Raw genomic sequence first — 13,462 nt, 5'->3', positions numbered from 1 at the left:
ATGGGGGTTATGTCGCCTATAGTCCGAATATGGCTCTTCATCAGACGAAAGACGCCGGTGACGCCGACACCGAAACGGACGTGTTCACGTCCGTCCTGAGCGGTCAGGTCCTCCCCAAGTACCGGATGCCCGACGAACATTCAGCCTCCGAAGTGGTCTACCAACTCCTCCACAACGAGCTCCTCCTCGACGGCAACGCCGCCCAGAACTTCGCGACCTTCTGCACCACCTGGTCCGACGACGGCGTGCACAAGCTGATGAACGAGTGCCTCGACAAGAACATGATCGACAAGGACGAGTACCCGCAGACCGCGGAGATCGAGGCCCGCTGCGTCAACATCCTGGCCGACCTGTGGCACTCCCCGGCCGGAGCGGGCCCCGGCACCGGCTGCTCCACCACCGGCTCCAGCGAGGCCGCCATGCTAGGCGGACTCGCCCTCAAGTGGCGCTGGCGCGCCCGCCGGCGCGCCGAGGGCAAGTCCACCGACCGGCCCAACCTGGTGTGCGGGCCCGTCCAGGTCTGCTGGGAGAAGTTCGCCCGCTACTTCGACGTCGAGCTGCGCCAGATCCCGGTGGAGGAGGGCGCGACCGGCCTGCAGGCGCACCAGCTCGCCGAGTACGTCGACGAGAACACCATCGGCGTGGTCGCCATCCTCGGCGTCACCTACACCTGCACCTACGAGCCCGTCGCCGAGATGGCCGCCGAGCTCGACCGGATCCAGCGCGAGTCCGGCTGGGACGTGCCGATCCACGTGGACGGGGCGAGCGGCGGCTTCGTCGCCCCCTTCCTCCACCCCGACTTCGTCTGGGACTTCCGGCTGCCGCGCGTCGCGTCCATCAACACGTCCGGCCACAAGTACGGGCTCGCACCGCTCGGTGTCGGCTGGATCGTGTGGCGCACCGCCGACCTGCTGCCGTCCGAGCTCGTCTTCGACGTGGACTACCTCGGCGGCGACATGCCGACCTTCGCCCTCAACTTCTCCCGCCCCGGCGGCGAGGTCATCGCCCAGTACTACCTGTTCCTGCGGCTCGGCCGCGGCGGCTACCGGCGGGTCCACCAGGTGTGCGCCGACACCGCCGCCTACCTCGCGGGCGAGGTCGGGGCCATGGGCCCCTTCACCCTGCTCTACGACGGCCAGGGCGCCCTTCCCGCCGTCTCCTACCGGCTCACCGACCCCGGATCGGCGGGCTTCACCCTCTACGACCTCTCCGACCGGCTGCGCATGCGGGGGTGGCAGGTGCCCTCGTACCCGCTGCCCGCCGACCGTGACGACACCGTCGTCCAGCGCGTCCTGATCCGGCACGGGGTGACCCGCGATCAGATCGCCCTGCTCGTCGAGGACCTGCGCCGCGCGGTCGAACACCTCAAGGCCGCGCCCCCGCCGAAGCCGGCGGTCGCCCCCCGCTCGGGCTTCCACCACTGAGCGGCCGCCGGGCGGCGGCCGTCACTGCGTGGCGCCGCTCCCGGTCCGGGCCCGGCTCCGGGACCGGTCCCGGCGGGTCCCGCGGATGCCGGTGCGGCGGGCGACGAAGGCCGTCAGGCCGGCCAGGGTCAGGCAGAGCGGCGAGTACAGGGCCAGGTCCCAGTGCCGGAAGGTCTCGGTCGACGAGCCCAGGCCCAGCCCCGAGGTGACGAGGCCGCCCGCCCCGCGGGCGGCCAGCACTCCGGCGAGCGTCCACAGCCCGGCCCGGTTGAGCTTCTCCGGCCCGACGGTCCGGGCGATCCCGCCGTTGCTGAGGACGAGGTAGCCGGCCGCGCCGAGCGCGGCGGCGACGGCCAGGGTCAGCGGAACGGAGGGCAGCCGGTCCTCGGATACCCCGACGACCGTTTCGGCGAACTCGGCCGCGGACCCCAGCGGCCACGGGTCGACGGTCCACAGTGCGTGCAGCGCGGCAGCGGCGGTCAGGCCGGTGGCGGCAACCCCTGCAGCCGCCTTGACCCCGGCTTCGGTGCGCTCGTTCTGGTTGGCGGGCATGGCGGGTCCCCTTCCCCGAAAGGCGTTCCATACAGTGCTGTATGGATATTCCATACAGTAGCGTACGGAACATGGCGAAGGGGAAGGTCACCAGGGACGACTGGACGATGGCGGCGCTCGCGGCGCTCGCCCGGGGCGGTGTCGCCGCGGTCGCGGTCGACGTGCTCGCCAAGGAACTGGCCGTCAGCCGCGGCAGCTTCTACTGGCACTTCAAGAACCGCGACGCGCTGCTCGTCGCCGCACTGGAGGTGTGGGAGCGGCTGGCCACCGGCGAGGTCATCGAGGAGGTCAGCGCGGAACCGGACCCGCTGAAACGGGTTCGGGCGCTCTTCGCCGTGGCCCTCGGGGACGAGGACATCGCCGGTCTGGAACCGGCCATCGTCGCCCAGGTCGACCACCCGGCCGTCGCCGCGGTGCTCCAGCGGGTCACCCGGACCCGGCTGGACTACCTCACCGCCCTCTTCTGCGACCTCGGGCTGCCGCCCCGCAGCGCCCGGCAGCGCGCCGTGGCCGCCTACGCCGCCTACCTCGGCTGGATCGAGCTCCGCCGGGCCGTGCCCCACACCGCCCCGGAGACCGTGGCCGACGGGGAGGGCGCGGCGGAGGCCCTGGACCACCTGGTGCACATGATCACGGCGGGTATCCCCCGGGCGGCGGAGGCGGGCTGAGGCCCGGGCGCCGCGGGGTCAGCCCGGGCAGCCCGGCGGCGGGGGCTCGTTCGACGGTGCCGAGCCCGGTCGAGGCGTACGCGGCGAACACCGTGGGCCGGTCCGTCGTCCGCGTGCCCCAGCGGCCGGTCCGGTCGGATCGGTGGTGGCAGCAAGGCCCGCCTCCCCGGCGCGCAAGGAGCACACCGCGCGGCCCGGCCGCCGCCGCACCGGCCCGCCGCCGGGCCGCGACGGTCTGCACGAGCAGGTCCGGGGAGGGTACGAGGAACACACCCGCCCGGCCCGCGGGCTCCTCGGCCGCGCGCACGACGACCGGAGACGTGCAGGAGCCCGTCGCCATGACGACCTGGGGGCACAGCCCTGCCCCGGGCGCCCTGCCCCCGGCAGACAGCTCCGGCGCCCGCGCGCCGGCGCCGACGGCCTCGCGCCGTCGGGGCCGCAGTTCCCGCCTCGCGGGGCGTCCCACCCGCCTTCCCCTGCCTGTGATCCGCTCGCTGATCTGCTCGTTCTGCTCCAGGTTCCTTCCTGCCCGGAGGATGCAGCCACAGGAATGCGGCGGCGCGGCGTCAGCGGGCGCCGAAGTTCTGCGTCCACCACGGGCCGCCGGAACCCCGGTGGACTCCGACGCCTATGTCCTTGAACGAGCAGTTCAGTATGTTCGCCCGGTGGCCGGGGCTGTTCATCCAGGAGTCCATCACCGACTCGGGAGTCTGCTGCCCCTTGGCGATGTTCTCCCCGTACGTCGACCAGCGGTAGCCGGCGGCCGTCGTGCGGTCGCCCGGGTCGCTGCCGTCGGGGCTGGTGTGCGCGAAGAAGTCCCGGCTCGCCATGTCGTCGGAGTGCCGCTGCGCGGCCGTGCGGAGCTGCGCGTCGTCCTTGAGCGGGCCGCAGCCGGCCTTCACCCGCTCGGCGTTGACCAGGGCGACGACCTGGCCCGCGGGCCCCTGGGGGGCGGGCGCCGGGTCCGGCGCCGAGGTGCGGGGGGCCGGCTTGGACGGGGTCGGCTTCGGGCTCGGGCTCGACCCGTCGGCGGACGGGCTCGGCGAGGCGGACGCCGACGGGGAGGAGGACGCCGGAGCCGAAGCGGACGCGGACGCGGACGGCGGGGCCGACTGCGGAGCCGAAGCGGCCGCCGACTCCGGGGCGGAGAGCGCGTTCACCGGGGCCGCGGTGTCCCGGCCGTCCTTGCCGCCCGAGCCGGGGAAGCCGCCGAGGTAGGCGAGCCCGCCGCCCGCGACGCACGCGGCGAGCACGGCGCCGCCGACCGCCCGGCGGCGGCTGCGCCGGCGCTTGCGCAGGAGGCTGCGGCCGCCGGCGGTGGCCGGGTCGGGCTCCCGGAAGCCGTCCTGCACGGAGACGGCGGGGGTCAGCTGCGTGGCCGCGTCGGCGAGGTCGGCGGCTCCGGGGCCCGGCCGGGCGGCGTCAACCGGATGGGCGCCTCCGGCCGGGTGGGCACCGTTGTCCGGGTAGGCGGGGTAGGCCGCCGCCGCGGGAGCGAAGCCGCCCGTCGCCGCCACCGCCGACCGTACGCCGTCCAGCAGGAGCACCGAGACCGGCACCAGCGCCAGGCCCGCCAGCAGCCCCTCGGCCGGGAGCAGCCCGCCCCACAGCCCCGCGCACCGTATGCACTCCCGCGCGTGCCGGGCTATTCGCTTGCGCCACAGCGTGGACGGGTATCCGTCCCAGCCGGCCGTCACCGCCTGCAGCATCTCGCACGGGGGCTGGGCCTCCAGCGCCCGTTCCACCACCCGGGCCGACTCCAACTGCGCCTTCATCCGCTGCACCCGTACCGCCGTGTGCTGCGGGGACAGCTCCAGCGCCGTGGCCACCTCGGCCCGGGTCAGCTCACCCGCGCACTCCAGCCACCAGAGCGACAGCAGCGCCCGGTCGTCGGGCTCCAGCCAGCGGGTGGCGCGGGCCGTCTCCCGCCGCTGGCCCTCCAACTGGAGCCGTACGACGGTCAGGTCCACGAAGTCGGCACCGGGGTCGGCGAGTTCCCAGGCGGCCTCCAGGCCGCTCTCACCGGGCGCGGTGCGCCGGGCGTGCCAGTACGCCCGTACGCGGTTCATCGCGATCGCCACCAGCCAGGACCGGAAACTCTCGTCCGCGCGGAGGCTGCCGAGACCGTCGAGCGCGCGCAGCATCGTGTCCTGCACGACGTCGTCCACGTCGACCGACCCGTTCAGCGCACGCCCGACGACGTTGTAGACGAGCGGCAGATAGGTGCCGACCAGCTCGTCCTGCGCGCGGGGATCGCCCGCGCGGGCGGCCGCGACCAGCTCTGCCGTGTGCTGTGTAGTCATATGAGGTTCCCTGTCCGTACCGGCGGTCGATGATGCCCGATATCTGGGAGACCGGCGAGCAGGGGCCGGATAACAGTTTTTCGGAGAGAGTTTCCGACGGGGAGTCGACTCGGGGTGTCCTGCCATCCGTACGCGGCTCTGGCCTCCCGGCGACTGCTGCCGGTGCTGCGCACTCCCGGCCGGGCGACGCCGGCCCGCCGGACCGAAACCCTGCTGGTCGCAGGCTGCCGCGTGGTCGAGCTGACCACCACGACGCCCGGCTGGGCCGAGGCCGTCGCCCGGACTGTGCCGCTCGCCGACGCGCACGGCCGCCCCGCGCTGATCGGGGTCGGCACGGTCACCACAGCCGGACAGGCGGAGACCGCCCTGAACGCCGCCGCCGCGGCGGGCGCAGCGGGCGCCCGGACCGCCCCTGCTCGCCGTCATCGGGGACGACGAGCTGAGCGTTCCGCTGCTGAGCAGGGTCGCCGAACTCGGCGTGGACACCGCGCCCATATGCCGGGCCCCCCGCCCCCACGGCGCCTCTGCTCGCTGACGACACCGGGGGGCGACCGCGAGTTGTCTACTGGCGCACGCACAGCGCCGGTTCCACCCCTCTCGCCCGGGCACGTGGCGGCCTGGCGGGACGTGCTCACCGGAGCCAAGGCCCTGATCGGCAGCGTGGATCACCGGCGCCCTGTCGGCGGGCGGCGGCGAGGCCGTGGTGGCCGCCGCCGAGACCGTGCACCGGGCCGGCGGGCACGTCTGACCGCAGCCCTGGCCGCCGTCCACCGCCGCCGCCGCGCTTCGGCGGACACGCGCCCTTAATCGAGTGGATCTTCTCGCCGTGTCATGGCATGGTTGTCCTCACCAAAGGGGTGTAGCTCAGCTGGCCAGAGCGTCGGTCTCCAAAACCGAATGCCGCAGGTTCGAATCCTGTCGCCCCTGCTGTGTGAGCAGATAGTTCGCGGAAGAGGGCCCAGGTCGGAGGCATCGATCTGGGTCTTCTTCGTGCAGTCGTTTGCCGGCGCCACGTCAGGACTGCGCCCCGGCTACGTCATCGCCACCGCACCTCACCCCCCACATGTTCTTGCGGTTCCTGCCGGTCAGGGTGCGGAACGCGAATCGGCCGGGGTGCCGGTGACTTCGACGTCGACGTGGACGACCGCGTCGGCGATGGCCGCCTTGACCGCCGCGACGACGGTGGCGGTGTCCACGCTGTGGATCTGGCCGAGCTGGGTGGCAAGTGCCGTGACCGCGGCCTGCGTCGCCGCAAGCTGCTTCAGCACCTTCTCCGTCTGGGTGACGTGCACCTTGTCCATCCACGCCATGACCGCGCCCATGTACACGGGCTCGCCGGTGTTGGCGTTGGTCTCGGTGTGGTTCCAGACGGCGCTGGCGACCGCGTCGATGTCAGCCTGCGTCAGGGGCATGTCGTCCTCCTCTGAGGGGTTGGGGGCCTGGCCCGTGGCTCGGGCGACGATGGCCGGGAAGATCACGTCCTTGAACTGGGCGACTCGGGCGTCGCCGGGGCAGTCCGTACCGCTGACGGCCCAGTCGGCGTGGAGCCGGTGGTAGCCGTAGCCGGGATCGGATGCGGTGCGACAGATCCGGAGCGGGATGCCGTGCCGCTGGTGCAGCCAAACGCCGAGCTTGATGAGCTCCTCGACCTGGGAGTCGGTCCACGGGTCGGAGTGGTCGTCGTTGGATGCAGTCTCGATGGACACTGCGCCCGTGCCGTCAGGCCGGCGATTGGCGAGGTAGTTGGCGTCGGCCCTGGTCTCGGTGCCTATGTACTGAGCAGGCGGGCCTGTGTACCCGAGGCCAAAGTGGGATTCCAGGTTGGTGGTCTTCCAGTACTCGTAGAGCCGCTGGGGGTCCCACGGGGCCGCAATGCTGTGCAGGATGAACTGCGTCGGCCGGATAGCGGGCTGCTGATCGCTCTCGGGCTGTAGCTCGAGCTTTTGCGCAAACGGGCACCAAGCCATGGGGCGCCTCCTTCTGTGTTGGGAACGTCTTCTTCGAGGGAAACGGCATGGACGAACTCACCTGCACAGTTGAGGGTGCAATCGCCCCGTACGCGTGCTCGCTCGGGGGTGGTGCGCCCTGCACCACCAGCGATGGCAGCGTCACGCAGACACGGGCCCTGCGGCCGCGCACCGCATGCACGGCGCGGCGGCGATGGCGGCTCGACGGTGCGAGTTTCCCGGCTGCACTCGTCGGTACATCAGCAAGGGGCTTTGCGCGAGCCACCATTGGCAGCGCAGGCGCCGCAGCGGCGTACCTTGAACAGCACGCCTCTCGGTAGCCATCTCAATGCGTCCCTCGCCAGCACTGGACTCCCGGGTACCAGGCCCCGAGGCGTCCTGGGTTGCGATGGCGGCGCCGCCGGCTCCTCGGGCTCCGGGTCGGGCGGGGCGGGGAGTTCAGCTGGTTCTGCTCGGACATCGGTGCCGGCAGCTCGTCGAGGATGGCGTGGCGGCCCTGGCGGTTCTGGGTGGCGGGATCTTCATGGCGGGTCCCCGGGATCGGATCTGTGATGCGGCGAGCACCTCGCACCACATCGAGCCGACGCCGCTGGTGGAGCGGATGTCGACGGTGGCTTGGACTTGCCGGTGGCGCGGGAGGTGTCCATGGTGTGGGCGATGCTCACGTAGGCCATGGCCTGCTGTTTCTCGACCGTGGTCTGGTACATGTCTACCCACGGGACGGAGAAAGTCTTCGGCCGGTGCAGATGGCAAAAGTGTGCGAACGGGACGGGAACGCACGGCTGCGCGAGGCACCCGCCCGGGATCGGGTCGTCGGCGACAACTCCGCTGCCGAGGCGGTCGTACAGCGTCCGGCACCAGGTGCCGACACCAGGCACCGACGGCTCGGCCTGTCCCGGCAACGAGCGAACCGTGTTCCGCCGGCGGCGTCCACGTCCCGGTCGCGGGCGCGGGCCACGACCGACGCGCATCGGGTCCGGGCGCGGCGGGGACTGGCCTCCGGCGTGCACGGGCCGTCCGGGGACGGCGCCCCCGCGCCCGCGCCTCGCCCCCGCGCCCCCGGCCCGCGTCACCGGGCGGCTGCTTTCGGCTGGTCCGTGGTGGTCTGGCAGACTGGTGTGGACCAACTCGGCGGTGCAGGACAGGAAACCGGTGCGACTCCGGTGCGGTCCCGCCACTGTGACCGGCCCCTCCACGGAGCCGGAAGCCAGACACTGACGCGCCGCCTCTTCACGTCGGCCAGGGGACGAGGATCCCCCGGAGAGGCTTCGCCATGTCGCGTTCCCGCGCTCTGCTGCGCGCACTTGCCCCGCTTCCCTTCCTGATACCGCTCGCCGCGTGCGGCGGGCCCGGTGCACCGGGCGGGGCGGCCCAGAACCCGGCCGCGGGGGCGGCCGCCGCGCCCGGGTTCCCGTACACCGCCACCAACTGCGGTGTCACCAGCACCTACCAGGCGCCGCCGCGGCGGGCCGTCAGCATGAACCAGCACGCCACCGAACTGCTGCTTGCCCTCGGCCTGCAGGACCGGATGGCGGGTACCGCCTACCTCGACGACGCGGTGCTGCCCGCCTACCGGCCCGCGTACGACGGGATCAAGGTGCTGGCCGAGGAGTACCCGTCCAAGGAGGTGCTCCTCGGCGCCGATCCGGACTTCGTGTACGGCGGTTACGCCAGCGCCTTCGACAAGGCGCAGGGCCGCGACCGTGCGTCTCTCGCCAAGGCGGGGGTCAACTCCCGGCTCAGCATTGAGTACTGCACCGGCGGGCCCGTCGGCCTGGACCAGCTGAAAACCGAGATCACCGAGGTCGCCCGCACCTTCGGCGTCCCCGAGCGGGGCGAACGGCTCATCGCGGAGGAGCAGCGCCGCGTGGACGCCGCCACCGCCCGGGTCAAGGACAAGGCCCGGCCGTCGGTCTTCGTCTACGACTCAGGTCAGGACAGCGCCTTCACCTCGGGCGGCCACGGCATCGGCAACGAGATCGTCTCCCTGGCGGGTGGGACGAACACCTTCGCCGACCTCAAGGACACCTTCGGCGACGTGTCGTGGGAGAAGGTCATCGAGCGCAAGCCCGAGGTCATCCTCATCTACGACTACGGCAGTACCACCGTCGAGAGCAAGAAGCAGCGCCTGTTGAACGACCCGGCACTCGCGGAGGTTCCCGCGGTCAGGAACCGCAGGTTCGCGGTGCTGCCGTTGTCCTCGGTCGTCCTCGGCGTGCGCGTCGCCGACGCCGTCGAGGCGCTGGGCCGCCAGCTCCACCCCGACGCCCCGTGAGCCGCCCCGTCTCCCGGCCCGCGGCACGGACCGCCACACGGACCATCCTGCGGTCCCGTCCGCCCGTCGCCCTGGTCGTGCTCCTCCTCGCCGCCGCGCTCGTCGCGTCCGCCGTGGCGGGGCTCGCCCTGGGGCCGGTCCGGATCGCCCCCGGCCAGGTGCTCGACCTGGTGCTCCGCGGACCCGGACCGGGCGGCGGGGCGTTCGCCTCCATCGTGTGGGACGTGCGGATGCCGCGGGTGCTCCTCGGCGCCGTCGTCGGAGCCGGGCTGGCCGTGGCCGGCACGGTCCTGCAGGCCCTCGTACGCAACCAGCTCGCCGACCCCTTCCTCCTCGGTGCCTCCTCGGGGGCGTCGGCCGGCGCGGTCCTGGTCATCGTCCTCGGAGCGGGCGCAGGAACCGCGGGCGCCGCCGGCGGGATCGCAGTGCCCACGGCCGCGTTCGCCGGGTCGATGTGCGCGCTCGTCGCCGTGTACGCGATGGCCCGGCGCGGCGGAAGCATGACCACAGGGCGGCTGATCCTCGCAGGCGTCGCCGTCCAGTACATCCTGTCCGCGCTGACCAGCCTGGTGCTGGTGCTCGCCGCCAGCCCCGACCAGGTACGGTCCGTCCTCTTCTGGACCCTCGGCGGCATCGGCGGCGCCCGCCCGGACGAACTGGCACTGCCCGCCGCGGTGCTGCTCGCCGGCACCGCCCTGCTGGTCGCCCTCGCCCGGCCGCTCGACCTGCTCCTGGCGGGGGAGGAGGGCGCACACAGCCTCGGCCTGGACGCGGGCCGCTTCCGCGCCGCCGTCTTCGTCCTCGTCTCCCTGGTCACGGGGGTGCTCGTCGCGTACAGCGGAGCCATCGGCTTCGTCGGGCTGATGGTTCCGCACGCCGCCCGGATGGTCGTCGGGGCCGGGCACCGGGCCCTGCTGCCGGTCGCCGCACTCGGCGGGGCGGTGTTCCTGCTCCTGGCCGACCTGATCGCGCGTACGGCTGCGGCGCCCGAGGAGATACCGGTCGGTGTGGTCACCGCGCTCGCCGGCGGACCGTTCTTCCTGTGGATGCTGCGGCGCTCGACGCGCACCGAGGGGGTGGCGGCATGACCGTGGACAGGTACGCGCACCCAGTGGAACTCACCGTCGAGGGCGTGCGTTACACGACGGGCGGGCACACCCTGCTCCACGGAGTCGACCTCACCGCCCGGCCCGGCGAAACGGTCGGCGTGGTCGGCCCCAACGGCAGCGGCAAGACCACCCTGCTGCGCTGCGTGTACGGCACCCTGCGGCCCACGGGCGGCCGCGTCCTGCTGGACGGCACGGACGCGGCGGCACTCGGCGTCAAGGACCGGGCCCGGCGCACGGCGGTCGTCCCGCAGGACGCCACCGGCATGCTCGGGCTGACCGTCCGCGAGGTCGTCGCCATGGGGCGCAGCCCGCACAAGCGGTTCTGGGAGCAGGACGGTCCGGACGACGCCCGGCGCGTCGCCGACGCCCTGGAAGCCGTCGGCGCGGCCGCCTTCGCGGACCGCCGCTTCGACGATCTCTCCGGCGGCGAACGCCAGCGCGCCCTCGTGGCCCGCGCCCTGACCCAGGACCCCGGCCTCCTCGCCCTCGACGAGCCGACCAACCACCTCGACATCCGCTACCGGCTGGAGATCCTGGCCCTGGTGCGGGCCCTCCCCACCACGGCCCTCCTCGTCCTGCACGACCTCAACCTGGCCGCGGCGTTCTGCGACCGCCTGTACGTCCTGTCGGCAGGGCGCACGGCCGCCGCAGGCCCACCGGCCGAGGTCCTGACGGAGCAACTCCTGGCGGAGGTCTACAACGTCCGCACCCACATCACGACACACCCCCGCACAGGCATCCCGAACATCGTCTACCTCCCGCTGGACACGCCCCGAGCAGACCACTGACCCTTCGTGGGCCCGGTCGGCCGGAGGTTCCCACGGCCGGTCCGCCTGCGGGTGTGGTGAAGGGCGCCCGTGGGCCGGAGCGCGGCTTCCGGCCCGGGCGCCCTTCTCGTCGGCTGAGGGCTGCTACTCCGTCGTGGGGGCCTGGTAGCCGTAGGGGCGGGTGATGATTTCCAGGGCGTGGCCGGACGGGTCCGGGAAGTAGACGCCGCGGCCGCCGTCGTTGTGGTTGATCTCGCCGGGGCGCTTCTGCTGGGGGTCGGCCCAGTAGTCGATTCCGGCCGCCCGGATCTTCTCGAACGAGCTGTCGAACTCCGCTTCGGAGATCAGGAAGGCGTAGTGCTGGGGGGTGATGGATTCGGCCGGGACGGTCGCGAAGTCCAAGGTGACGCCGTTGGCGGTTTCGACGGGGATGAACGGTCCCCACTCCGTGCCGACCTCGAGGCCGAGGACGCCGGCGAGGAATTCGGCGGACTCCCGGTTGTTCAGGGAGTGGACGATCGTGTGGTTCAGCATGGCTGACATGTGTGAATGCCTCCGCAAGGCACATCACGGGCACCTCCATGCCTCACCCGGTCGGTGACCGACACGCGATGCCGTGATCATGATCCTAGACCTCCCTTCCGGGAGAGTCCACCGGTTGCTGCGGCTGCGGCGGTTCTACCCGTACACCGTCTTCAGGTTGTCCCGTGCCGGGTGTGTGCGCCCTGCCGGGCCTGCTGCGAAGGCGCGCAGGAGGTTCTCCGTCACCCGGGTCGTCAGGGCGCCTGCCTTCGCGTCCAGCCCGTGGTTGGCGCCGCTGCTGCCGTCGCCCGTGGCGTCCAGGGCCTCCACCCAGCGCATGGTCCCGGTGGCGAACACGCCCGCCCCGCTCGGCGCCGTGTGGTACGCCGTGTCCGCGTGGCTGGGCCGGCCCTCGCACACCACGGGGGAGTGGGCCAGGATCTCGATCGGGCGGGGTGTGGGGAAGCCGGTGTCGACCTTGTCGTACTCCACGCCCACCAGGTGCGCGAAGCGTTCGCCCGCCTCCACTCCGGTGCCCTCGAAGAGCCAGTGCCCCGGGTTGGTCACCACGTACGGGGCGTCCACCGGGTAGCCGTCGTAGATCACGCCGAGCAGCGAGCTCTCCGGGTCGGCGCCCGGCGCCGAGCGGAAGTCGGTGGTCGCCGGGTGGCCCCGCCTGTGCCCTGGGTCCTGGTCGTACGAGGTCTTGTAGCAGACCACGGTGCGGTCGGGCCCCAGGTCGGACGGCTCCAGCCGGATCCGGCGGTAGCAGCAGTTCGCGCCCAGGATCGCGATGTTGGTGCCGGCGTCGCGGGCCGCGGTGAAGTGGGCCCGCTGCTCCGGCGACCAGTACTCGTCGTGCCCGAGGGACAGGACCGCCGCGGCCCCCTCCAGCAGCCGCTTCTCGCGCGCGACGTCGGTGGTCGTCGCGTAGGCCAGCGGTATGCCGAGCCGCTCGGCCAGGGCGAGCAGCGGGGCCTCGTACACGAGGAACAGGCCGGCGCCGTCGTCGTACTCGTACGGCCGGTCGAAGGAGACGGCCAGGGAGCGGGAGGAGTAGCCGCCGCTCGGGCCGTCGTAGCTGCTGTAGCCGCCCCACCGGTTGTACGCCTGCCAGGTCGCCACGGCGTTGACGACGACCGTACGCCCGGCGGCAGCGGCCGACCGCACCGTGACCGGAACGAAGCGCCGGCCCTCGCCGCCCTGCGCGTCGAGCCGCAGCAGGTAGCAGCCCTCGGGCCAGCCCTTGGTGTCGACGGTGGTGGTACGGGGCCACCGGGCGCTGACCATCCGGGTCGCGGCATCCAGGGTGTACTCCGGCTGCCGCACCCCGGGCAGGGCCTCCGAGCGCCACACGAGCCGGGCCCTGGCGCCGCCGTACCAGCCCATCCGGTAGGCGGAGACGGTGAATCGGGGGGCGGTGGTCGACACGTGCAGCCCGAAGGCCTCACCGGGCAGCACGCTCACCTTGTCGGCGAAGCCCTCGATGGCCCGGGCCGGTCCGGCCTCGGTGACGTGCCAGTCGGCGTTTCCGGGCCTGGCGTTCTCGGCCTTGACGTCGAAGCCGCCCGGTGAGGTGGCGGCAGGGGTCTTCGCCGCTTCCGCGCCCCCTCCCTTCGCGCCCCCGGTGTCGCCGGTCCCGCAGGCGGCCACGGCCCCGAGGCCGGCCGCAGTGGCAGCGCCCGTTGCGAGGGTGAGGAACTGCCGCCTGGCCGCACCTCCGCCGTGTCCGGTCATATGATCCTGATGCATGCAGGGCACGCTATGTCACCGCCCGCAGCCGCCCCCACCGGACCGGCTCCCGCCACCGGACTGGCTCCCGCCACCGGACCGGCTCCCGCCACCGGACCGGGCCGCGCCACGGGACCGGGCCCC

At 72.9% G+C, this 13,462-nt stretch carries 10 protein-coding genes, 1 tRNA gene and 1 riboswitch; of the genes, 6 read left to right on the top strand and 5 right to left on the bottom strand.

Annotated elements, in window-relative coordinates; genetic code table 11:
* The first annotated feature begins 29 nt into the window (after window positions 1-29).
* On the top strand, window positions 30-1,424 hold the full coding sequence (locus HYE82_RS00790; protein WP_179171912.1) for a glutamate decarboxylase: 1,395 nt from the start codon (window positions 30-32) through the stop codon (window positions 1,422-1,424).
* Between the two features lie 21 nt (window positions 1,425-1,445).
* On the opposite strand, the gene HYE82_RS00785 is transcribed toward HYE82_RS00790, so the two are convergent.
* Complete coding sequence (locus HYE82_RS00785) at window positions 1,446-1,976, bottom strand: DUF3995 domain-containing protein (protein ID WP_179171911.1); 531 nt, start codon at window positions 1,974-1,976, stop codon at window positions 1,446-1,448.
* A gap of 71 nt (window positions 1,977-2,047) precedes the next feature.
* Between HYE82_RS00785 and HYE82_RS00780 the strand changes: the two genes are divergently transcribed.
* Complete coding sequence (locus tag HYE82_RS00780) at window positions 2,048-2,644, top strand: TetR/AcrR family transcriptional regulator (protein WP_179171910.1); 597 nt, start codon at window positions 2,048-2,050, stop codon at window positions 2,642-2,644.
* 566 nt (window positions 2,645-3,210) lie between these two features.
* Here HYE82_RS00780 and HYE82_RS00775 read toward each other — a convergent pair.
* Window positions 3,211-4,947, bottom strand: coding sequence for a sigma-70 family RNA polymerase sigma factor (locus HYE82_RS00775; RefSeq protein WP_179171909.1), 1,737 nt, complete (start codon window positions 4,945-4,947; stop codon window positions 3,211-3,213).
* 853 nt (window positions 4,948-5,800) lie between these two features.
* Between HYE82_RS00775 and HYE82_RS00770 the strand changes: the two genes are divergently transcribed.
* Window positions 5,801-5,874: transfer RNA gene (locus tag HYE82_RS00770), tRNA-Trp, on the top strand.
* A gap of 158 nt (window positions 5,875-6,032) precedes the next feature.
* On the opposite strand, the gene HYE82_RS00765 is transcribed toward HYE82_RS00770, so the two are convergent.
* On the bottom strand, window positions 6,033-6,914 hold the full coding sequence (locus HYE82_RS00765) for an N-acetylmuramoyl-L-alanine amidase (RefSeq protein ID WP_179171908.1): 882 nt from the start codon (window positions 6,912-6,914) through the stop codon (window positions 6,033-6,035).
* A gap of 1,101 nt (window positions 6,915-8,015) precedes the next feature.
* Window positions 8,016-8,152, top strand: a riboswitch (cobalamin riboswitch).
* 35 nt (window positions 8,153-8,187) lie between these two features.
* Here HYE82_RS00765 and HYE82_RS00760 point away from each other — a divergent pair.
* Genes HYE82_RS00760 through HYE82_RS00750 form a run of 3 tightly spaced genes read left to right on the top strand, consistent with a single transcriptional unit; the run spans window position 8,188 to window position 11,086 of the window.
* The gene (locus HYE82_RS00760; RefSeq protein ID WP_179171907.1) at window positions 8,188-9,189 is read left to right on the top strand and encodes an ABC transporter substrate-binding protein; all 1,002 of its coding nucleotides are present in this window, start codon (window positions 8,188-8,190) and stop codon (window positions 9,187-9,189) included.
* A gap of 44 nt (window positions 9,190-9,233) precedes the next feature.
* On the top strand, window positions 9,234-10,277 hold the full coding sequence (locus HYE82_RS00755; protein ID WP_179171944.1) for an iron ABC transporter permease: 1,044 nt from the start codon (window positions 9,234-9,236) through the stop codon (window positions 10,275-10,277).
* Entirely contained in the window at window positions 10,274-11,086 is an 813-nt protein-coding gene (locus tag HYE82_RS00750) for an ABC transporter ATP-binding protein (protein WP_179171906.1), read from the top strand. The genes HYE82_RS00755 and HYE82_RS00750 overlap by 4 nt, the downstream gene beginning before the upstream one ends.
* A gap of 123 nt (window positions 11,087-11,209) precedes the next feature.
* Here the strand turns inward: HYE82_RS00750 and HYE82_RS00745 are convergent, their stop codons facing one another.
* Both HYE82_RS00745 and HYE82_RS00740 read right to left on the bottom strand, forming a co-directional pair.
* Window positions 11,210-11,608: a VOC family protein gene (locus HYE82_RS00745; protein WP_179171905.1), complete on the bottom strand. Its 399-nt coding sequence runs from the start codon at window positions 11,606-11,608 to the stop codon at window positions 11,210-11,212.
* Window positions 11,609-11,743: 135 nt separating this feature from the next.
* Complete coding sequence (locus tag HYE82_RS00740) at window positions 11,744-13,339, bottom strand: N,N-dimethylformamidase beta subunit family domain-containing protein (RefSeq protein WP_256986800.1); 1,596 nt, start codon at window positions 13,337-13,339, stop codon at window positions 11,744-11,746.
* Window positions 13,340-13,462: the final 123 nt, after the last annotated feature.

The organism is Streptomyces sp. BR123, from assembly GCF_013401435.1.
GTDB lineage: Bacteria > Actinomycetota > Actinomycetes > Streptomycetales > Streptomycetaceae > Streptomyces.
Note: the sequence above shows the minus strand (reverse complement) of the source record. Positions and strands in the feature narration are given on the sequence as shown.